Annotated in this window: 20 protein-coding genes; 8 read left to right on the top strand and 12 right to left on the bottom strand. The window is 65.7% G+C overall.

Annotated features, from left to right (window positions below; genetic code table 11):
* The 4 genes from SAB01S_RS07110 to SAB01S_RS07095 all read left to right on the top strand — a co-directional run.
* Positions 1-467 (top strand): UDP binding domain-containing protein (locus SAB01S_RS07110; RefSeq protein WP_169802553.1); only part of this gene is annotated, 467 nt, incomplete at its 5' end.
* 16 nt (positions 468-483) lie between these two features.
* Positions 484-1,518: a GDP-mannose 4,6-dehydratase gene (gene gmd, locus SAB01S_RS07105; protein ID WP_062732353.1), complete on the top strand. Its 1,035-nt coding sequence runs from the start codon at positions 484-486 to the stop codon at positions 1,516-1,518.
* Between the two features lie 12 nt (positions 1,519-1,530).
* The gene (locus tag SAB01S_RS07100; protein WP_062732352.1) at positions 1,531-2,430 is read left to right on the top strand and encodes an NAD-dependent epimerase/dehydratase family protein; all 900 of its coding nucleotides are present in this window, start codon (positions 1,531-1,533) and stop codon (positions 2,428-2,430) included.
* Positions 2,431-2,523: 93 nt separating this feature from the next.
* A complete protein-coding gene (locus tag SAB01S_RS07095; RefSeq protein ID WP_021226334.1) occupies positions 2,524-3,696 on the top strand; it encodes a polysaccharide biosynthesis/export family protein in 1,173 nt (390 codons plus the stop codon).
* Between the two features lie 59 nt (positions 3,697-3,755).
* Here SAB01S_RS07095 and SAB01S_RS07090 read toward each other — a convergent pair whose 3' ends face one another.
* The gene (locus SAB01S_RS07090) at positions 3,756-4,856 is read right to left on the bottom strand and encodes a mannose-1-phosphate guanylyltransferase/mannose-6-phosphate isomerase (protein ID WP_245646423.1); all 1,101 of its coding nucleotides are present in this window, start codon (positions 4,854-4,856) and stop codon (positions 3,756-3,758) included.
* 281 nt (positions 4,857-5,137) lie between these two features.
* Here SAB01S_RS07090 and SAB01S_RS07085 point away from each other — a divergent pair, with 281 nt between their 5' ends.
* Positions 5,138-5,929: a sulfite exporter TauE/SafE family protein gene (locus SAB01S_RS07085; RefSeq protein WP_062732351.1), complete on the top strand. Its 792-nt coding sequence runs from the start codon at positions 5,138-5,140 to the stop codon at positions 5,927-5,929.
* A 15-nt stretch (positions 5,930-5,944) separates the two neighbouring features.
* Here SAB01S_RS07085 and SAB01S_RS07080 read toward each other — a convergent pair whose 3' ends face one another.
* From SAB01S_RS07080 to SAB01S_RS07045, 8 genes are all read right to left on the bottom strand, one after another.
* Complete coding sequence (locus tag SAB01S_RS07080) at positions 5,945-7,075, bottom strand: glycosyltransferase (RefSeq protein WP_245646422.1); 1,131 nt, start codon at positions 7,073-7,075, stop codon at positions 5,945-5,947.
* Positions 7,054-8,142 carry a sugar-transfer associated ATP-grasp domain-containing protein gene (locus SAB01S_RS07075; RefSeq protein ID WP_062732350.1) on the bottom strand — a complete coding sequence of 363 codons (1,089 nt, stop codon included), beginning with the start codon at positions 8,140-8,142 and terminating at the stop codon, positions 7,054-7,056. Before SAB01S_RS07075 ends, SAB01S_RS07080 begins: the two co-directional genes overlap by 22 nt.
* A 3-nt stretch (positions 8,143-8,145) precedes the next feature.
* Positions 8,146-8,955, bottom strand: a complete 810-nt coding sequence (locus SAB01S_RS07070; protein ID WP_062732388.1) for a nucleotidyltransferase family protein — start codon at positions 8,953-8,955, stop codon at positions 8,146-8,148.
* Positions 8,956-8,960: 5 nt separating this feature from the next.
* Complete coding sequence (locus SAB01S_RS07065) at positions 8,961-9,992, bottom strand: D-alanine--D-alanine ligase family protein (protein WP_062732349.1); 1,032 nt, start codon at positions 9,990-9,992, stop codon at positions 8,961-8,963.
* A 116-nt stretch (positions 9,993-10,108) separates the two neighbouring features.
* On the bottom strand, positions 10,109-11,737 hold the full coding sequence (locus tag SAB01S_RS07060; protein WP_062732387.1) for an NAD(P)/FAD-dependent oxidoreductase: 1,629 nt from the start codon (positions 11,735-11,737) through the stop codon (positions 10,109-10,111).
* Positions 11,738-11,773: 36 nt separating this feature from the next.
* Positions 11,774-13,060 (bottom strand): PepSY-associated TM helix domain-containing protein, encoded by a 1,287-nt coding sequence (locus SAB01S_RS07055; RefSeq protein ID WP_245646421.1) that lies wholly within the window; start codon positions 13,058-13,060, stop codon positions 11,774-11,776.
* Positions 13,060-15,099, bottom strand: a complete 2,040-nt coding sequence (locus SAB01S_RS07050) for a TonB-dependent receptor family protein (protein ID WP_062732348.1) — start codon at positions 15,097-15,099, stop codon at positions 13,060-13,062. The genes SAB01S_RS07055 and SAB01S_RS07050 overlap by 1 nt, the downstream gene beginning before the upstream one ends.
* Positions 15,100-15,198: 99 nt before the next feature.
* Positions 15,199-15,609: a DUF2946 family protein gene (locus SAB01S_RS07045; protein ID WP_062732347.1), complete on the bottom strand. Its 411-nt coding sequence runs from the start codon at positions 15,607-15,609 to the stop codon at positions 15,199-15,201.
* Positions 15,610-15,730: 121 nt separating this feature from the next.
* Here SAB01S_RS07045 and SAB01S_RS07040 point away from each other — a divergent pair, with 121 nt between their 5' ends.
* Positions 15,731-16,141 (top strand): MerR family transcriptional regulator, encoded by a 411-nt coding sequence (locus SAB01S_RS07040; protein WP_021226346.1) that lies wholly within the window; start codon positions 15,731-15,733, stop codon positions 16,139-16,141.
* A 40-nt stretch (positions 16,142-16,181) separates the two neighbouring features.
* A complete protein-coding gene (locus SAB01S_RS07035; protein ID WP_062732346.1) occupies positions 16,182-17,984 on the top strand; it encodes an acyl-CoA dehydrogenase C-terminal domain-containing protein in 1,803 nt (600 codons plus the stop codon).
* Positions 17,985-18,053: 69 nt separating this feature from the next.
* Here SAB01S_RS07035 and SAB01S_RS18600 read toward each other — a convergent pair whose 3' ends face one another.
* From SAB01S_RS18600 to SAB01S_RS07020, 3 genes are all read right to left on the bottom strand, one after another.
* On the bottom strand, positions 18,054-18,203 hold the full coding sequence (locus SAB01S_RS18600; protein ID WP_169802552.1) for a hypothetical protein: 150 nt from the start codon (positions 18,201-18,203) through the stop codon (positions 18,054-18,056).
* A 151-nt stretch (positions 18,204-18,354) separates the two neighbouring features.
* The gene (locus SAB01S_RS07025; protein WP_083951207.1) at positions 18,355-18,870 is read right to left on the bottom strand and encodes a 2'-5' RNA ligase family protein; all 516 of its coding nucleotides are present in this window, start codon (positions 18,868-18,870) and stop codon (positions 18,355-18,357) included.
* The gene (locus SAB01S_RS07020) at positions 18,867-19,406 is read right to left on the bottom strand and encodes a peroxiredoxin (protein WP_062732384.1); all 540 of its coding nucleotides are present in this window, start codon (positions 19,404-19,406) and stop codon (positions 18,867-18,869) included. The genes SAB01S_RS07025 and SAB01S_RS07020 overlap by 4 nt, the downstream gene beginning before the upstream one ends.
* A gap of 110 nt (positions 19,407-19,516) precedes the next feature.
* On the opposite strand from SAB01S_RS07020, the gene SAB01S_RS07015 reads away from it, so the two are divergent.
* On the top strand, positions 19,517-19,939 hold the full coding sequence (locus tag SAB01S_RS07015) for a hypothetical protein (protein WP_062732383.1): 423 nt from the start codon (positions 19,517-19,519) through the stop codon (positions 19,937-19,939).
* Positions 19,940-19,961 lie beyond the last annotated feature (22 nt).

The following is a 19,961-nucleotide window of genomic DNA, read 5'->3' as shown; positions in this document are numbered from 1 at the left end:
TCCGCATCGTCGAGACGGTGGTGCAGGTCAACGACCTTCGGAAAAGGGCCATGGGCCGCAAGATCGTGAAAGCGCTGGGCGGCGACGCGCGCGATAAGAAAGTCGCGCTGCTGGGCCTTACCTTCAAGCCCAATACCGACGACATGCGCGACGCCCCCAGCCTTGCAATCGTCCAGGCGCTCGAGGATGCCGGCGCGACCATCGTCGCCTATGATCCCGAAGGCATGGAGGTCGCAGCGCCGATAATGCCATCCGTCAAAATGGCGAGCGACGCCTATGAGGCCGCCGATGGCGCCGACGCGCTGGTGCTTGTCACCGAATGGGATATTTTCCGCGCGCTCGATTTGAAGCGCATCGCCGCCTCCATGGCCGGCAAGGCGCTCATCGACCTGCGCAACATCTACCCCCTCGCCGAAGCCCAGGACGCCGGCTTCGTCCTGACCCGCGTCGGTGGATCGGGCAGCTGAACCGGCTGACAGGCAGATGAAAAGCGCGATCATCACCGGTATCACCGGCCAGGACGGCGCCTATCTGGCGCAATTGCTGCTGGACAAGGGCTACCGGGTCTTCGGCACCTTCCGCCGGACGAGCTCGGTCAATCTGTGGCGGATCGAGGAACTGGGCATTGCCGATCATCCGCAATTGCGGCTGGTCGAATATGACCTGACGGACCTGTCCTCCTCCATCCGCCTGTTGCAGCAGTCGGAAGCGCGGGAGGTCTATAATCTCGCCGCGCAGAGCTTCGTCGGCGTATCGTTCGACCAGCCACTGACCACGGCGCAGATCACCGGTATCGGCCCGCTCAACCTGCTGGAAGCGATCCGCATCGTCGACCCCACGATCCGCTTCTATCAGGCGAGCACGTCGGAAATGTTCGGCAAGGTGCAAAGCGTTCCGCAGAATGAGCAGACGCCCTTCTGGCCACGCAGCCCCTATGGCGTGTCGAAACTCTACGCCCATTGGAGCACGGTCAACTATCGCGAAAGCTACGGCATTTTCGGATGCAGCGGCATATTGTTCAATCATGAAAGCCCACTGCGCGGCCGCGAGTTCGTCACCCGCAAGATTACCGACACGGTCGCCAAGATCGCGCTGGGCCAGCTTGATTGCCTGATGCTGGGCAATATCGACGCCAAGCGCGACTGGGGCTTTGCCCGCGAATATGTCGAGGGCATGTGGCGGATGATGCAGGCCGATGAGCCGGACACCTATGTACTGGCGACAGGCCGGACCGAAACGGTGCGCAATTTCGTGCAGCGCGCGTTCCAGGCCATTGGACGGACCATCGTCTTTTCCGGCGAGGGCGAAGCCGAAACCGGTGTCGATGCGGACAGCGGCGCGACCCTGATGCGCATCGACCCGCGTTTCTACCGCCCGGCGGAGGTCGACCTGCTGATCGGCGACGCAAGCTATGCCAGGGAGAAGCTGGGATGGATGCCGCAGACATCGCTCGAGACGCTGTGCGACATGATGGTGCAGGCCGACCTGCGCCGTAACGAGGCTGGCGTCAGTTTCTGAACGGAGCCGGACATGACCACCACCCTCATCACCGGCGCGGCGGGCTTTACGGGGCGCTATCTGGCGCGGCGGCTGGCGGACAGGGGCCATCGCGTGGTCGCCCTCCTGCGTGAGCCTGCCGTTCTGGCGGATGTAGGCGTGGCCGAAACCCATATATGCGACCTGTCCGATGCCGCAGGACTGCGCGCGATATTGCGGCAGGTCCGGCCCGATCATATCGTCCATCTGGCCGCGATCGCCTTCGTGGCGCATGACGATCTCGCTGACATGTATCGCAGCAACATCGTCGGGCTGCGCAACCTGCTCGCTGCCGCCGAAGGCCTGGACCACGACCCCCGATCCATCCTGGTGGCGAGCAGCGCCAACATCTATGGCAATGGCAGGCCGGGCCGTCTGAGCGAGGACCTGCCCCCCGCCCCCGCCAATGATTATGGCGTGACCAAGGCCGCGGGCGAGATGATCTGCCGCCTGTTCGCCCCCCGCCTGCCGGTCATCGTCGCCCGCCCGTTCAACTATACCGGGGTCGGACAATCGCCCAGCTTCCTCATTCCCAAGATTATCGATCATGTCCGTCGCCGCGCGCCCGAGATTGAACTTGGCAATCTGGACGTCGCGCGCGACTTTTCCGACGTGCGCATGGTGGTCGACGCCTATGCCCGGCTGATCGAGGAGCCAGCCGCGATCGGCGGCACATTCAATGTCTGTTCGGGCGAAGCGACCAGCCTTGGTCAGCTTCTGGACAGCATAAGGCGGCTATCGGGCCGTGATTTTAAGGTGCGGGTCAATCCGGCCTTCGTCCGCGCCGACGAGGTCAAGAGCCTGTGCGGCGACGCAAGCCGGATCGAATCCGTGATCGGCCCGCTGGCGCGCGTGCCGCTCGATGACACGCTGCAGTGGATGCTGACGGCATGAGGTGACAGGATCGCGGCCGGTCGGTAATGTCCTCTCACCCGGTGCTGGCTGATGTTTGAATTTTTGTGGCCCGTTCGGGCGCTAGGAGACTTGATGACCCGCTTGTCGTATCGCCGTATCGGCGCACGCCTTCCCCGCCTCAGCCTGATGGCCGCGCTGCTGGCGACCGCCGCCTGCACGTCCGTCGGGCCCAGCACGCAGCGCGTTGCAAAAGCGGGCGAAGCCGGCAAGGCGTCCGTCCAGGGCATTCAGGTCATCCGCCTGAACGAACAGATGATCGCCGCGCGGCCAAGGCCCGCGATGCGCGACTTTGCGACCGGCCTGGGGTCTTCGCAGGCGGTAGGGGAAACCGTCGGACCGGGCGACGTGCTGACTGTCAGCATCTGGGAAGCGCCGCCCGCCGTGCTGTTCAGTTCCAACCCGCAGATGAGCTCGGTCGACACAAGCCGGGCGACCGCGCTTCCCGAATTCATCGTCGGCCAGTCCGGCGAGATTTCGGTGCCCTTCGCCGGCATGGTGCCGGTGGCCGGCCGCACGCTGGACGCCATCGAGCGGGACATCACGCAACGTCTGCGCGGCAAGGCGCATCTGCCGCAGGTCGCCGTCCGCCTGTTGCGCAATCAGAGCGCCAATGTGTCGGTCGTCGGCGACGTCAACCAGAGCACCCGCATGCCGCTGACGCCCAAGGGCGAGCGCATCCTGGATGCCATCGCGGCGAGCGGCGGCACCAAGGCTGCGTCGGAAAAAACCGCCATTCAGGTCAGCCGCGACGGGCAGGTCTATATGATGCCGATGTCGGCGGTGATCGGCGACCCTAGCCAGAATGTCGTGCTGCGCTCGGGCGATATCGTGACCGCCCTGTATCAACCCTACAGCTTCACGGCGCTGGGTTCGGCGAGCAAGAGCCAGGAACTGAATTTCGAAGCGACCGGCATCACGCTGGCGCAGGCGATGGGCCGCATCGGCGGCTTGCAGGATGGCCGCGCCGACGCCAAGGGCGTGTTCCTGTTCCGCTGGGAAGACCCCGCGCTGGTGCCGGATCGCGGCGCGGATGTGATGCCCGGCCCCGACGGGCGGATTCCGGTCATCTACCGTGTCGATATGCGCGACCCCGGCACCTATTTCGTGATGCAGAAATTCCTGATTCAGGACAAGGACGTGCTGTATATCTCGACCAACCCGGTCGCCGAAGCCCAGCGCGTGTTCAGCCTGTTTGCCTCGACGGTCCTGCCGCTGGTCGCGATCGACAACGCGATCAACCGGTAAGGCAAGGCAAAGGCCGGATTGGCGTCGTGCGCTCTAGCCGTGCGACGCCTCCCCGCTCGTCAGGCCGTCAATCCGGCCGCCTTCATCGCATCGACCACGCCTCTTACATCCTGCGACCGGTCACGCGGCATCACCAGCACGCCCTGCGCTGTCGACACGACGACGCAATCGCGCAGGCCCAGAGTAGCGACCGGCGGGCCACCATCGACATAGATGAGGTTGCCCGCACCATCGACGGTCACGGCCTTACCCTTGACCGCATTGCCCTGCGCGTCGCGATCGCGCACCGCCCACAAGGCCGTCCAGGACCCGACGTCCGACCATCCCATGTCGACCGGCACGACGGCGGCATGATCGGTCCGCTCCATCACCGCCACGTCGATCGAGACATTGGGGCTGGCGCAAAAGGCCGCCCTGTCCGGCAGGACGAAGCCATCCTGCATCGTCGCGCGCGCCATCGCGTCGACCGCAGCCGCGCGCACGGCGGGCACATGCAGGTCCAGCTCGTCCAGCAGCACGCCGGCGCGAAACAGGAAAATGCCACCATTCCAATAATGGCGACCACCGGCGAGATAGGTTTCGGCCAGCGCCAGCGGCGGCTTTTCCACAAATTCCGCGACGGCATGGATGCCATTGCCGGCATCGATCACATCGCCCTTGCAGATATAGCCATAGCCGGTTTCGGGATAATGGGGCTGGATGCCGAACGTCACCAGCCTGCCATCGCGCGCCGCATCGAGCGCGCAGGCAACGGCCGCGCGAAAGGCCGCACTGTCGGCGATGACATGGTCTGACGGCATCACCAGCATCAGCGCCAACGGGTCGCGCGCGGCGATCCACGCGGCGGCGATGGCAATGGCGGGCGCGGTGTTGCGGCCTTCGGGTTCCAGCAGGATCGCCGCCGTGTCATAGCCTGCGTCGGCAAGCTGTTGCTGCACCAAGGGCCCATGCGCGCCGCTCGACACGATCAGCGGCCTTTCAAAACCCTGCAGATCATAGGTCCGCCTGATGGTTTCCTGCAACATTGATCGCTCACCCACCAGCGGCATGAACTGCTTCGGGCAGGCGGTGTGCGAGGCCGGCCACAAGCGCGTGCCTGCGCCCCCGGACAGGATCACCGGATAGATTGTGGTCGAAGAAGAAGAGGCAGAAATGGTCAAAATCCCTGATGGCGGCGCGTCATGATCCGCGGCCCTAGCATGAAAGGCGTAAAGAAATCCGCATTGATGCGGCCCTGTCTATGAAGCGGCGGGTGGCGATGCAATCCATCGCGATCGGCCACGCTCTTTTTCCTTTCAATGCGGCCAGGGACGGTCCCCAGCCGCGGGACCAATACCGCCCTCAGCGGGACGATCCGCGAAAAAAGGCTGTTCGCGCCTGCACTGTGCCGATATGTCGAGCCAAGCGGTTCGCCTGGCGGGTCGGCAATCGGGGGATTTGAATGGATTGGTTACATGCGATCGCCGGGCTGTTCGTCGGTGTCATGGTGGGCATGACGGGCGTTGGCGGCGGATCGCTGATGGCGCCGATCCTGATCCTGCTGTTCGGCGTATCGCCAACCACGGCGGTCGGCACCGACCTGTGGTTCGCGGCGATCACCAAGTCGGTCGGCGGCTTCGTTCATCATCATCATGGCGGGGCGGAAGGCCGGCCCGATTATGAAGTCATCAAGCGCCTGTGCCTGGGCAGCCTGCCGGCGGCCGTCATCGTCCTGATCCTGCTGTCGCAGATCGACGCGCAGCAGATCAAGGGTGGCCTCATCATGAACGCGCTGGGGGTGGTGCTGATCCTTACCGCCATCGCCACGCTGTTTCGCGGGCGGTTTCACCATATGGCGGTGCATGCGCGCAAGGATACCGCGCGCAATTTCCTGCGCTATCAGGCGGGCCTGACCGTGGCGGCCGGCGCGCTGCTGGGCGCGATGGTCACGCTGACGTCCGTGGGCGCGGGCGCGCTGGGCGCAACCCTGTTGCTGGCGCTCTATCCGCTGCGGATGCGGCTGCAAAAGCTGATTGCGACCGACATCGTCCATGCCGTGCCGCTGACGTTGGTGGCGGGCCTGGGGCATTTGTTCATCGGCAATTTCAACCTATTGCTGCTGCTCAACCTGCTGGCAGGGTCGATCCCCGGCATCATCATCGGGTCGATGCTGGCGTCCAAGGTGCCGGAGAAGGTGTTGCAGCCGCTTCTGGCCTGCGTTCTGGTGGTGGCGGGCTGGCGACTGCTGGGATGACCCGCAATGGCGGCGTCATGTCGCCAGCAGCCGATCCACCACATCCCGCCACGACCGCGTGACCGCGTCCATGCCAAAAGCGTCGATGCGCTCTTGCGGGCGCAGCTGCATCGCTGGATCAATCTGCTTCATCATGGCGAGCGCCATCGCGTCGGCATCCGCTGGATCGAACAGCCGGCCATAGCGGCCATCCTCCAGCAATTGCCCGGCGTTGCCCGCGCTGATCGACGCGACGCAGGGCGCGCCCACCGCCATCGCTTCCAGCAGCACATTGGCCGATCCTTCCCACCAGGACGGCAGCACGAACGCGTCGCAACGGGCCAGCCAGGGGAAGACATTGGCGACGGTCCCCGGCAAAGCCAGGTCGTCGGCAATGCCCAGGTGCCGGGCCTGCGCAAGCAGTCGCGCGCGGGCGTCGTCGCGGCTCTCACCCAATAGAACGAGCCGTGCGGGCCTATGCCGGCGCACCAGCGCGAAGGCGCGCAGTAAGGTGTCAAAATTCTTTTGCGGCGCAAGGCGACCGATAGCCAGCAGCACGGGCCTGTCGCCCCCCAGCCAGGGATGCGGCACGACGTCGCCGATCCGGCGGCGCGCCGCTGCCTTGTCGATGCCATTGGCAATGACGGTGACGCGCCCGGCCCGCTCGGCGGCGGCGAAGGCCGGAGTGTCGGACAGGGTCGGCGACACAAACACCAGATGCGCCGCATCCGCCGCGATCAGGCGCGCCATGCCGGTCCTGGCCCATCGCGTCCATCGGCCCGACGGCGCGGTCGGCACGCGGCGCATGATGTCGTTGCTGATGCGGTAGAGCCGCTTCATGCCGCGCATGCCCAGGCTTCCCGCCCAGACGGTGCCATGCCCATGATTGCCGGCCGATATCAAAAGGCGCGGCCGGTGGGTGCGCAGATGCCGGTGGAGCGCGATCGCCGCGTCGACCTTCTCGCGCAGGCGGGAGCAACCTGCGCCCGGCAATAGCGCATGATGCGGCACACCCGCCACGCCCTCCCCGCCCGGCAACGCCGTCACCAATTGCACGTCATGACCGGCCAGCGCCAGGTCGGCGGCAATCAGCCGCGCATTGCGCACGACGCCGGTCGCCGCCAGCGCGTGGACATAGATGCAGATCACCGGCCGCGCCGATCCCATGCCATGACCCGCGCGCGCCGCCACCGCTCGACCGGCAGATGCGCCAGATGATGCCGATAGAGCGCACCAAGCCGCGTATCCGACACACCCCGCCCGCTGACCAGTTGCACGATGTCCGTCCCGGGATTCCAATTGCCCTCGACCAGCACAGGGCCGCCGGACGTCAGGCCGACATCCCACCCGATGACGGTGAAACCATCGGCAAAGGCGCGATGGGCGCGCAGCGCGAGCGCAATCGCATCGGCCAGGTCGGGGACGGGCACGCCCTTGATCGGCGCGCCGCTCACCGGGTGCCGCTCCAGCGCGACGACGGCCTGCCCGCTCCTGCGCCAAGCCGCCATGCAGCATCCGGCGCTATCGACCCCCAGCACAAGGTTGCCGGCGTTGAAATTATCGACAGGACGCGGCCCGCCAGCCGACAGGCGCAACGCCAGGTCGCAGGCTTCGGGCAATCCGTCTTCGTTGATGCAGGTGACGACCCGCAAGGTGGGGAGCGCGCCGGGGGAAAGGTCGCTCAGCCGCTCATGCGTTGCCAGCCTTCGCTGGATCACGCCGCCTTTGCGCCCCAGGGCGGTCAGGCGCGCGCGCAACTGCGTGTCGCTGATCGCGCCTGACGGACCGCGCCAGCCATCATCTTCCCGCGTGTAGCGCTCCACCCCCTGCCCCTTGGACCGGAAGCTGGGCTTGGCGATGATGTCGCTTTCATGCGCCAGCCAGTCCGAAAGAGCCTGCGCCTCCGGATCCCAGGAAGGCGGGATCGGCAGGCCGGCTTCCTGCGCCTTGAGCGCGAAGAGCTGCTTGTTCTTGAGCGGATTGGCGGCGAGCGGAAAGGCGGCGGGGTTGAGCAGGCGGTGCACTGCCTTGCGATCCCGCATCGACAGGCCGGATCGCCGCACGCTGTCGGGCAGCAGCAGCCTCTCGCTCGCGCTCCATCCGCCCTGCCCCATGGCCGCCAGCCAATGCGACAGCAGGCGCGCGCCCCGCGGCCAATGAGCGCGCAGCCCGCCATGATAGGCCGCCAGCAAGCTGTTATCGTCCTGCGGCGGGACCGCGCAGAGGCTCAGCAAGACTTATTCCGCCGCCTGGGTCAGGGGGGATCGCTGCTCCAGCAGCTGCGACGCCACGCCATGGGAGCGTTCATTATCGACATCGATCGCCGCCGCCCCGTCCGACAGGATCACCGGCGCGATCGTCATGCGAAAGCGACGCGAAAAGCGAGCGAACGTGTCCGCCAGCGTGCCGATGCCAAAGCGAAACCGAATGAGGTTGAGCAGCCCGAACGCGCCAATGATGCGCGCAGGATGCTTCACGAACTGACCGCCGCTGCGGAACGTCTCGGCCGCTGTCAGCGCGGCTGCATTCTTCAGCCAGTAGGTGTTGCAATTGGAATAGCTGTCGCATGCGAAGCGATAGAATTTGCGCTGCCCCTGCGGATGCGCGGCCAGCACGAAATCGCGGCGGGTGAAGGCGACGGCGGCGTCCGCGCCCTGCGCCTTGCAGCCCTCAATCATCTCGCCGACCGTGTCCGGCGTCAGCAGTACATTATCGGCCGTGGTGATGAGCAGCGGGAAGGCCGCGCCCTGCGCCGCCGTCAGCACCGAATCGACCAGATTGGGCTGCGCCGCCACAGCCATCAGCCGGCCGGTCGCAATCAGCCCGCGCAGCTGGGGCAGGCCTTGCAGGACGGCCGGGTCTTCGATGGCGACGCGGATCTGCCCGATCCGCTCGCTTGCGGCCAGCGCGTCGATCACATGCACCAGCATGGGCTGGCCCGCCACCGGGACCAGGCATTTATGCGTGACGCTCGCCGCCTGCGCCAAGGGGTCGGTCGCCCCGTCGCGCTTGCCGGCCAGCACCAGCGCGCTCGTCCTGCCGTCCATCGGCATCAGGCCGCGACCTTGATCGGCGCTTCGGTCAGCAATCCCTGCCGCTCCAGGCTGTGGCCGATGATGGTTTCGACCAGCATCGCATGATCGACGCCAATCGACCGGGCGGAACGCGCTATGGTTTTCTTCGACCACAGGTTGCAGGACAGGTTGACCTCCATGAACTGCACCGCGCCGCTCATCGGGTCATAGCGAAATTCGAACCGGCCATAATCGAACGGCCAGAGTTCGGGCAGCAGCCGGCGAGTCATATCCTCCAATTGCGTCAGCAGCGCGCGATCCTCGACCAGCACCAGCGGATCGTCGCCCGCGTCGATCAGGCCGCGCTTTTCTTCATGACTGCGCGCGCGATGGGGGTCGGCCGGCACATACATCATCGGCGGCAATATCCAGGGCTGCCCGCCGCTGCCGCCCACGACCGGGACCGCGACATCGAGCAGCGGGGCCCAGGCTTCGACCAGCACGTCATGCCCTTCCCCATGCAGATAATCGATCTGCGCCCTGGCCTGGGTCCAGTCGTCGACCATCGCCAGCCCCCAGGACGCCGAGGAGGCGTTAGGCTTGACCACCAGCCGATCGGCGTGAAAAGCGGGTTCGGCGGGCAGGCCGCCCCGGCGGAACAGCTGCGCCGGCATGGTTGGGACGCCATGGGCGCGGGCGATCATCTTGCTGAGATATTTGTCATCCGACACGCCGCGCAGGATCGGGCTTGCGCCCAGATGCGGCATATCGCGCCAGCTGAGCAGCAACGGCGCCATCATCTCGCTATTCTGGAACCCGCCCCGATTGAGCAGGGTGACGACGAAATCCACGTCCGGCCGTTCGAACAGCGCCTCATAGCTGTCGGCGACGCGCATATGGAGGCCAATCTCCTCCATCGTCGTGCGCATTTCGTGATGATAGACGGCGTGGTTGCCATCCACCGCGTCGGGCGTGCCGGATGCGCGCGCATGTTTGGCGAGGAAGAGGATACGCAGTCTCGCCTTGTCGGCAGGCGATATGCGTACGCAGCGGTCGATAGGCGTCATCATGCGCCTTCATCTAGCCCGCGTGCATGACGCCGCCTTGACGCGCCCATGACGACCGCGCGTCGATGACGCGACGCCGGCATGACCGATTTATGCAGGCGATATGTCAGCCCGCGCGGTCAATGCGCGGCATTCACCATCGCCAGCGCGGCTGCTTCGGCCACCTTGATCCCGTCGATGGCGGCGGACAGGATGCCGCCGGCATAGCCCGCGCCTTCGCCTGCCGGATAGAGGCCCGCGACGTTGAGGCTTTGAAAATCCTTGCCGCGCGTGATGCGCACGGGCGAGGATGTGCGGGTTTCCACCCCCGTCATGACCGCGTCGCTATGGTCATAGCCCGCCAGCTGCCGGCCGAACACAGGCAGCGCCTCGCGAAACGCCTCGACGACGAAGGGCGGCAGGCAATGCGCCAGGTCCGTCGGCGTCACGCCGGGCTTATAGGACGGCTCCACCGACCCCAGCGAAGTCGATGGCCGCCCGGCCAGGAAATCGCCGACCCTCTGGCCCGGCGCCCAATAGCTCGACCCGCCCGCCAGATAGGCCTGGCTTTCCCAATGACGCTGAAAATCGATGCCGGCCAGCGGCCCACCGGGATAGTCGCGCTCCGGGTCGATGCCAACGACCAGGCCCGAATTGGCGTTAAATTCGGCGCGGCTATATTGGCTCATGCCGTTGGTGACGACGCGCCCCTCTTCCGACGTGGCGGCGACAACGCGGCCGCCCGGGCACATGCAGAAACTATAGACCGTGCGGCCATTGGCGCAATGATGCGCCAGGCTATAGGCCGCCGCGCCCAGGTCCGGGTGGCCCGCGCACTGGCCATAGCGGGCGCGGTCGATCCAGCTTTGCGGATGTTCGATGCGCACGCCGATGGAAAAGGGCTTGGCCTCCATATGCACGCCGCGCGCGTGGAGCATCTCGAAGGTCGGGCGCGCGCTATGGCCGACCGCCAGCACGACATGGTCGGTTTCGATCACGCTGCCGTCGTGGAGGACGAGCCCGCGCAGTTTCTGTGCGCCCTCGCCGTCTGGTTCCAGCAGCAGGTCATCGACCCGCGTCTGCCAGCGATATTCGCCGCCCAGTCCTTCGATCTGGCGGCGCATGGATTCGACCATGGAGACGAGGCGGAATGTGCCGATATGGGGATGCGCTTCCCACAATATGTCATCGGGCGCGCCGGCGGCGACAAATTCCTCCAGCACCTTGCGCCCCAGGAAGCGCGGGTCCTTGACGCGGCAATAAAGTTTCCCATCGGAAAAGGTGCCCGCCCCGCCCTCGCCGAACTGGACATTGGAATCGGGATTGAGTTCGGCGCGCCGCCACAGGCCCCAGGTATCCTTGGTCCGCTCCCGCACCACCTTGCCGCGGTCCAGGATGATCGGCCGGAAGCCCATCTGCGCCAGGATGAGGCCGGCGAACAGGCCGCACGGCCCCGCGCCGATCACCACCGGCCGCTTGCCGCCCCAGTCATCTGGCCGATGCGTCACAAAATGATAGCGGGTATCGGGCGTCGGCCGCACGTCATGATCGTTGGCGAAGCGGGCGAGCACGGCTTCCTCGTCCGCCACATCGATATCGAGCGTATAGACCAGCTGGATCGCAGTGCGGCGGCGCGCGTCATTGCCGCGCCGGACCAGGCTATGACCCAGCAAATCCTGCGGTTCGATATCAAGGCGCGCGCAAATGGCGGCGGGCATCGCCTCGGCCGGATGGTCGAGGGGCAGTTTCAGGCCGGACAGTCGGATCATGGCGCTGCCCATAATCGCTCCCGGCCCGAAAGAAAACTAGGCGCGGGACAGCCGCCCCGCCAGCCATTCCCCGCCAAGCGCAGCCAGCATCGACAGGCCGGTCAGGGGAAAGAGCGCGCCCAGCCCCACCATCAACGCGGCCACCGTCCGGCGCGCGGCCGCACTTGCCGGCGGCGGCGCGGCAAGCCGCCCGTCCCGCCGCCGCTTCCACCACAGCACCGGCGCGGTCAGGCATAGCAGCAGCAGGCACAGGCATCCCGCCAGCATCAGCAGCCGGTTGCCCTCGCCATATTGCTGGCCCTGATGGGTGGCGATGCCCCATTCGACCGCCTTTGCGCCCTTGCCGAACTGCCGCCAGTCCATGTCCTGCACCACCGCGCCGGTCGCCGCGTCTACGGCAATGGCGCGCGCGTCGTCGGCACGCACGGTGATCGCCGACACCAGATAGGGCGCGCCGGGGCTGGCGGGCAGAAACAGTTGATAGCCCCCCGCAAGCCCCCGCCGGGCGGCGATCCGCGCGACGGCATCGACACCCACATCATGAAGCCCATGCCCCATCGGCGCGCCCTGCTCCCGCAGCGTCCAGGGCAACGCATGTTTGGCCGCGTGCGACCAGGGATTGACCTTCATCGGCGGTCGCCCCGCCTTGCTGGCGGCGATCACCGCGCGCAACCCTCCGCCCCAGACATCGGTCCAGGGCATGCCGGTAATGGCGAGGAACAGGATGACGAGCGCCGACGCAAAGCCCAGCGTGCCATGCAGGTCGCGCCAGAATAGCCGCCCCTTCGCGGTCCCGCGCAGCGCCAGCGCGGGCTGGCCGCGCCGGGGCCAGCGCAGAAACAGCCCCGTGACGCACAGGATGATCGCCCATCCGGCAACCACTTCGACCAGGCGATTGCCGACCGGACCGGTGATGGTGAGGCTGTGCAGCGACTTGACCGTCTCCATCACGCCGCCATCGCGCATTTGCCCCAGGACGCGGGCATCACGGGGATCGACGAAATAGGTCGTCGTGCCGCCCCCTGCCCGCGACGTCACCACCCGCCAGCTTTCGCCATTGCTGGCGGGGCGTACAAGCTGGGTTGCGGCCGCACCGGCGCGCGCCCCCGCCGCAGCAACGATGCGCGACGCCGGCAAGGGTGGCCCCCCGTCAGGCGGCGTCAGCCGCACCGGATAGACCAGCGCCTCCACTTCCGCCTTGTAGAGATAGAGCGCGCCCGTCACCGCCATCAGCGCCAGCACCGGCAACACGATGAGGCCTGCATAGAAATGCCAGCGCCACATGGCGCGATAGAAAGCGCCGCCGCGCACGTCACCGCCCATCAGAAGCGCGCCCGCACGCCGGCGTAGAAAGCGCGGCGCTCGATCGGATAGAAGGCGGCGCTGCTTTCGTTGGCGGGGGTCGCGGGATCATCCGCCACATAGCGCACCAGCGCGCTGATATCGCCGATCGCGCGTTCCTTGGTCAGGTTGCGCGCGTCGACGAACAGGGTGACGCCGTCCCGAAGCTGCGCCTGTGCAGTGAGGTTAAGCATCGCATAGCCATCGACCCGCTTGCTGTTGGCATAATCGACCCACGCCCCCTGCGGCAGCCATTCGACCGCTGGGCTGACCGAGAGCCGATCCGTCCCCAATGTCAGTTCCGCGCGGTAGAAATGGCGCGGGATGACCGGCAGGCGGTTGTCGCCGAACTGGATGTCGTCGCGGAAGCGGAAATCGCTATATTGATAGACTTGCCGCAGTCGCGCCCAGCGGCTGAGCGTCAGGTCCAGCCCGGCCTCTATCCCCTGATGGCGCGTGCGGTCCGCATTGAAGGTCGCGGCGGGGATCAATCCAGCGACCACGCTATATTGCAGCATCTCGCCCTTTATGTCCGCGCGATAGACGCTGACATCCCAGGTCGCGATGCCCGCCCGGCCGCGCGTGCCGATTTCGGCCGTCCATGCCTTTTGCAGGCCGACCGGCGTGAAACCGGGCGCGCCGCCAGCGGGCGCCTGGCTTAATTCGCCCAAACCCGGCAATTCCACCGAGCGGCTGTAATTGGCATAAACCTGCATCCGGCCGGATGGTTCGTACAGCAGGCCGATCTTGGGCGCGACGCTGTCGAAATCGGCCTGTCCGCTGCGTGCGGGGGCCATGCGGTTGTCGATCTTGCGCTCGCCATGGCTGTAGATGCCGCCAGCGACCAGCCACAGGGCGGGCAGCGGCGCGATGCGCGCCTCGGCATAGCTGTTGATCGTCTGCGCCTTTTGCACCGCATTGGCGGTCGGGGCGCCGGGCTGCCCATTCACATTGACGAATTGCCGCGCGACCGTGCGCCCGAAGCGCGCCTGGCTGCCCAGCGTCAACGCGACGGGCATGCCGCCAATGTCGCCGGTCAGGTCGACGCTGCCAAAGACGCCGCGATCCTCCGACTTTTGGTCGATGACCTGATAGATGGGATGGAACAGTTGCTTGGCGTTGAAATAGACGCCGAAGGCGACGGTCGCATCGTCCAGCGCAATCGTCGTGCGGTTCTGCAACCGGATCGAATCAATGTCGCGGACCTGATCGCCGAACACATTACCCTTGGACGGATTGGCGATGGCGTCCGCCTCGTTGAGTGCGCCCGCCAGTTTCTGGCGGATGGTCTGGGCGCTGGCATAGAAGCGCGTTTCCACCCGGTCGCTGAGTTTCAGGCCGACATTCCCGTTGAAGCGCAACGCCTTGCGATTGCCATGCACGCGGTCGCTGTCGGACCGGTCGGCGGTGATCGCCATGAAGGCGTCGCCACGATCATCGGCATAGCCATAGGCCATCTTGCCGCGCAGCGTGTCGAAACTGCCTCCGTCAAGGCGCAGTTCGACGCCCGGCGCGCTGTGGCCCGTGGGCGTCACGGCATTGATCGCCCCGCCCAGCGTCGACCCGCCAAGCCGCAGCGCATTGCCGCCGCGATACACCTCCAGATGCTGGAAGACCTGCGGGTCCAGTTCCTGGAAATCGCCATTGTCGTCGGCGGCGTTGATGGGAATGCCGTCCTGCAACAGGGTCAGGCCGCGCATATGATAGCCGCGCGACAGGCCCGACCCGCGAATGGAAATGCGCACTTCCTGCCCGAAACGGGGCTGGGTGTAGACGCCGGGCGAAAAGCTGAGCGCATCTCGCAGCGACACGGCGAGCTTGTCCTCAAACTCATCGGCGGCCACGACGTCGACTCCGCCAGGGGTTTGTTGCACGCGGGCGGCCGCTTCCTCGACGATCGGGCTGGCGGTGACGATGATCGCGCTTTGATCGGCGCTGTCCTCGGCAAACACCGGATGGGCGGACAGGACAAGGATGAGGGCGCACAGCGGCAGGCTGCGCGCGACATGATGGGAAGACATGGATATAACTTTCTGAAAACAGGGCGACATTTTCGGCGCTCTGCAGCACCGAATCGGTCACGCATCCCGACGCGCGAGGCGTGCGGGATCACGGTCTTTTCAGAAAGCGGCCGGTGGACCCGACGAAGGCGGCGGCGGCGCGGCCAGCCGCGCGATGAGGCCGGTCTTGAGCGCAAAGGCGATCGGGCCAAAGGCAAGTTGCCAGGCCGGCAGAGGCAGGTCGGCAAGCACCAGCGGCGGCACGACCGGCTGAACCGACGCGGCAAAGGGGCAATGCTTCTGGCCACCCATGCCATCATCGGGACGATGATCGCCATCCATGGGCGCGTCGCCGCGATCGACCACGACATTGACCGCGCCCTGGCCGGTACACAGCGTCACCACCACGCCATGGGCGGTGCGTACCGGCATGAAGCCGGTCGGCGCGATCAGGTGGATCGCAAGGACAAGCAGCGCCAGCGCGGCCAGTACGCCACGCGCGCCTCTCCTCTGTCTGATCGCCCCCGTCATGACGCTGGCCCTAGCGGCTTGGCCGTGGCCTGTCACTGGGGCAAAAGGCCCATGCGGAGATATGCGTGACAGGCATAGCACTCACCTTGACGTAAACGTAAAGCGGGGTTACATCATAGCCATGGACAAGCGCAGCAGCATTGCCGGCATCGAACTGCCCGATCATAGCGAGCGGGAAAGCTACAGCATCACCGATCTGTCAGAAGAATTCGGCGTCACTGCCCGCGCGCTGCGCTTTTACGAAGATGAAGGCCTTATCTCGCCCGAACGGCAGGGCCTTACCCGCATCTATTCGCGGCGCGACCGGGCGCGGCTGGCGTGGATATTGCGCGGCAAGCGCGTGGGTTTCAGCCTCACCGAAATTCGCGAGATGATCGACCTGTATGACGCCGACGAGGAACATGAGGCGCAGCGGCGCGTCACGGTCGACAAATGCCGGGCGCGCATCGACCTGCTGACCCGGCAGAAGGACGATATCGACGCCGCCATCGCCGAACTCGCGGCCTTCGTCGCCACCATCGAACAGAAATAGACCCCCTACCCCCCTATAAAGACGTTTTCAGGAGAAGATCATGCCCAGCTATGCCGCCCCCATTCGCGACACCCGCTTCGTGCTGGATCATGTCGTGGGACTTGAGCGCTACGCCAACCTGCCCAGCTTCGCCGCCGCCTCGCCCGATCTGGTCGAAGCCATCCTGACCGAAGGCGGCAAGGTCGCGGCCGAAATCCTGTTCCCGCTGAACGCGTCGGGCGACAAGGAAGGCTGCACCCGCAACAGTGACGGAAGCGTTACGACGCCCGCCGGCTTCAAGGATGCTTATGAGCAATATGTCGCGGGCGGCTGGACCACGCTGCACGCGCCGGAGGAATTTGGCGGCCAGGGCCTGCCCATGGTCGTCGCCACCGCGCTGGGCGAATATATGACCTCTGCCAATCAGGCGTTCGAAATGTATTTCGGCCTCACCACCGGCGCGATTTCGGCCCTGCTCGCCAAGGGCAGCAGCGAACAGCAGCACCGCTATATCCCCAAGATGGTGTCGGGCGAATGGACCGGCACGATGAACCTCACCGAACCGCATTGCGGCACCGACCTTGGCCTCATCAAGACCAAGGCCGTGCCGCAGGCCGATGGCAGCTACGCCATCACCGGCACCAAGATCTTCATTTCAGCCGGCGAGCATGACCTGGCGGACAACATCATCCATCTGGTGCTGGCCAAGACGCCCGACGCGCCGGAAGGCAGCAAGGGCATCTCGCTCTTCGTCGTGCCCAAGATGATGGTGGGTGACGATGGCGCGCTGGGTGATCGCAATGCCGTTTCCTGCGGGTCGATCGAACACAAGATGGGCATTCACGGCAATGCGACCTGCGTCATGAACTATGACGGCGCTACCGGATGGATGGTCGGTGAGGAGAATAAGGGCCTCGCCGCCATGTTTATCATGATGAACGCTGCGCGTCTGGGCGTCGGCCTTCAAGGGCTGGGCCAGGCCGAAGTCGCGTTCCAGAATGCAGTGCATTATGCGAAGGATCGCCGGCAGGGTCGCGCGCTCACAGGCCCCAAGGAGCCGGAGGAAAAGGCCGACACGCTGTTCGTCCATCCCGACGTGCGCCGCATGCTGATGGAGGCCAAGGCGCTGACCGAGGGCCTGCGCGCGCTGACTTTGTGGACCGCCGTGCAGGTCGACCTGTCGCACCATGCCGAAACCGAGGAAGAGCGGCAGGCGGCCGATGACCTGCTCCAGCTGCTGACCCCGGTGGTCAAAGGCTATGGCACCGACAAGGGATTCGACGTCGCGGTGTCCGCGCAGCAGGTGTTCGGCGGCCATGGCTACATCTGGGAAAATGGCGTGGAGCAATATGTCCGCGACGCCCGCATTGCCCAGATCTACGAAGGCACCAACGGCATTCAGGCGATGGACCTGGTCGGCCGCAAGCTGCCCATGCATGGCGGGCGCGCCTTGCAGGCGTTCCTGAAGCTGGTGAATGAGGAAGTCGCCGCCGCCAAGTCGAACGACACCATCGCCCCGATCGCCGAAGCGCTCGAAAAGGCGAGCGGCCAGCTGGGCGCGGCGACCATGTGGCTGATGCAGAACGCCATGAAGAACCCCGACAATGCGGGCGCCGGCGCGCATCATTACATGCACATATTGGGCATCGTCGCGACGGGCCTGATGTGGCTGCGCATGGCAAAGGCGGCCAGCGCTCAGATCGCGGCAGGCGAAGGTGATGCGGGCTTCCTGGAAGCCAAGCTGGTGACGGCGCGCTTCTTTGCCGAGCGGATCATGCCCGACGCGGGCGCGCTGCGGCGCAAGATCGAGGGCGGCGCGGACACGCTGATGGCTCTCGATCCCGCGCAATTCCTGGCCGCCTGACCCCAGGCCGCCGGACACTCATGCAGATAAGAGGGTGGTCCCTTTGGGCCGCCCTTTTCCTATGCGCTATCAGGCTGCGAGCGGCAGCGGCGTGTCCAGCACGACCGGGCGTGCGTCCTGCGCCACCGGCGCCGCGGCGGGCGTCAGGGCGTTCATATGGCGTTCGGCGGTGACGACGTCCCGGCGATAGGCGAAATAGAGGGCGATCAGCGAAAACATGGCAATTCCTTGGATGTGAATTTTGCTGCGTTGCAGCATCACAGCCTATGTGGGCGAACCGGCTCACCTTCGCAAATGCAAGGATTTCGAACGCGATTGCAGGAATGTCACCTGTCGTTGCCGGTCGGCGCAATCGCCGGACAGGCCGTCTTCACCCCCGGAACATCGCCTTCATCGCCAAGTCCCACGGCCCGCCGCGATAATGCCAGGCGGCCAGTCCGGCGATGGCGATCGGGCGCGCGCGGAAATCCGCGCGCAGCCGCTGCGCCAGCGCCTTGGCAACATCGGGCGTCACCTTGTTCTGAACCGTGATGTGCAATCGCGGCTTCGCCTGATCCTGCGGGGTCAGCATCCCGGCAAAGGCATCGGCCAGTTCGCTGCGCATCGCCAGCAGCTCCGCGCTGTCGACCCGATAGGCGACGCCGCGCCCCAACAGCATCACATCGGTCAACCGCGCCGCCGGCGGCGGGCCGGCGCACAGCCGCTTCAATCGCCCCGCAATCTCGTCCAAGGCGGAGGGCGGCAGATGGTGGAACAAGGTGATATGCGCGCTCAGCCAGTTGCGCTCGGGCGGAAAATGCGCGCGGCGCAGCCCGTCGGCCCAGGCGAAGTCCGCCGCCCCCATCAACGCCGTCACGATGATCGGGGCCGGCGCATCCGCGTTCATTTGCGCGGATTGTCCGCCAGCCAGGCCAGCACCGGCTCCGGGCTGGTTTCGCCATAGGGGTCGTCATCCTCGCCCGCGTCGTTGATGCCCGGCTCCTCGAACCAGGCGACGATCCTGCCGTCATCGACGACCATGGCATAGCGCCAGCTGCGCTCGCCAAAGCCCAGATGGTCCTTCTTCACCAGCATGCCCATGCGGCGGGTAAAATCGCCCGATCCGTCGGGCAGCAGCTTTACCGACTTGATGCCCAGCTGTTTGCCCCATTGATACATGACGAAGGCATCGTTCACGGATATGCAATAGACATCGTCCGCGCCGGCCGCCCTCAGCGCCTCGCTCGATCGTTCGAAGGCTGGACATTGTTCGGTCGAGCAGGTCGGCGTGAATGCGCCGGGCAGCGAGAAGACGACGGAGCGCTTGCCCGCAAACAGATCGCCGGTGCTCACCTCCTGCCAGCGAAAGGGATTGGGCCCTTCGACACTGTCATCGCGCACTCGGGTCTTGAGCGTGACGTCAGGAACGGATCGACCCAGCATAAGCATATTCTCCTCTATGACCGGACGGCTTCCGCCCCGGCATGTTCAGATATATATTTGGCCATCAACCGGCCACAAGCGATGCCAATCAAGAGGGGGTAACACGCATCATGTCCACATCCCGTTCCCTGACGATCGTCGGAATCATCCTGCTGCTCTGGAACCTGATGGGGGTGATGGCCTTCATCCTGCAATATGGCATGGACCTCGATGAACTCGCCCGCACCGATCCGGTGACGGCCAGGGCGTTCGGGGCCATGCCCGCATGGCTGTGGATCGACTATGGCGTGGCGGTTGCGGCCGGCACGGCCGGCGCGGTGACGCTGCTGATGCGGCGGGCCATCGCGGTCCTGCTGTTTCTCGTGTCGCTGATCGCGGTGCTGATCCAATTTGGGTATACGCTCGGCATGACCGACCTTGTCGCGCAAAAGGGGCTGATGGTCGCGGCCGGCTTCCCCGCCTTCGTCATTCTGGTTGCGATCGTGCAACTGGTCTATGCGCGCTCGATGGCGAAAAAGGGCCTGCTGCGCTGACCGGCTACAGTCCGCAAAGGCC

The organism is Sphingobium abikonense NBRC 16140 (assembly GCF_001598335.1).
Lineage (GTDB): Bacteria > Pseudomonadota > Alphaproteobacteria > Sphingomonadales > Sphingomonadaceae > Sphingobium > Sphingobium abikonense.
The sequence above is the reverse complement of the archived record's forward strand: the minus strand, read 5'-3'. Positions and strand labels throughout refer to the sequence as shown.

Coding starts and splice junctions, on each gene's coding strand:
- gmd (WP_062732353.1), top strand. CDS start 484: ATGAAAAGCGCGATCATCACCGGTATCACCGGCCAGGACGGCGCCTAT.
- SAB01S_RS07100 (WP_062732352.1), top strand. CDS start 1,531: ATGACCACCACCCTCATCACCGGCGCGGCGGGCTTTACGGGGCGCTAT.
- SAB01S_RS07095 (WP_021226334.1), top strand. CDS start 2,524: ATGACCCGCTTGTCGTATCGCCGTATCGGCGCACGCCTTCCCCGCCTC.
- SAB01S_RS07085 (WP_062732351.1), top strand. CDS start 5,138: ATGGATTGGTTACATGCGATCGCCGGGCTGTTCGTCGGTGTCATGGTG.
- SAB01S_RS07080 (WP_245646422.1), bottom strand. CDS start 7,075: ATGGGATCGGCGCGGCCGGTGATCTGCATCTATGTCCACGCGCTGGCG.
- SAB01S_RS07070 (WP_062732388.1), bottom strand. CDS start 8,955: ATGGACGGCAGGACGAGCGCGCTGGTGCTGGCCGGCAAGCGCGACGGG.
- SAB01S_RS07065 (WP_062732349.1), bottom strand. CDS start 9,992: ATGATGACGCCTATCGACCGCTGCGTACGCATATCGCCTGCCGACAAG.
- SAB01S_RS07060 (WP_062732387.1), bottom strand. CDS start 11,737: ATGATCCGACTGTCCGGCCTGAAACTGCCCCTCGACCATCCGGCCGAG.
- SAB01S_RS07055 (WP_245646421.1), bottom strand. CDS start 13,060: ATGGGCGGTGACGTGCGCGGCGGCGCTTTCTATCGCGCCATGTGGCGC.
- SAB01S_RS07050 (WP_062732348.1), bottom strand. CDS start 15,099: ATGTCTTCCCATCATGTCGCGCGCAGCCTGCCGCTGTGCGCCCTCATC.
- SAB01S_RS07045 (WP_062732347.1), bottom strand. CDS start 15,609: ATGACGGGGGCGATCAGACAGAGGAGAGGCGCGCGTGGCGTACTGGCC.
- SAB01S_RS07040 (WP_021226346.1), top strand. CDS start 15,731: ATGGACAAGCGCAGCAGCATTGCCGGCATCGAACTGCCCGATCATAGC.
- SAB01S_RS07035 (WP_062732346.1), top strand. CDS start 16,182: ATGCCCAGCTATGCCGCCCCCATTCGCGACACCCGCTTCGTGCTGGAT.
- SAB01S_RS18600 (WP_169802552.1), bottom strand. CDS start 18,203: ATGTTTTCGCTGATCGCCCTCTATTTCGCCTATCGCCGGGACGTCGTC.
- SAB01S_RS07025 (WP_083951207.1), bottom strand. CDS start 18,870: ATGAACGCGGATGCGCCGGCCCCGATCATCGTGACGGCGTTGATGGGG.
- SAB01S_RS07020 (WP_062732384.1), bottom strand. CDS start 19,406: ATGCTGGGTCGATCCGTTCCTGACGTCACGCTCAAGACCCGAGTGCGC.
- SAB01S_RS07015 (WP_062732383.1), top strand. CDS start 19,517: ATGTCCACATCCCGTTCCCTGACGATCGTCGGAATCATCCTGCTGCTC.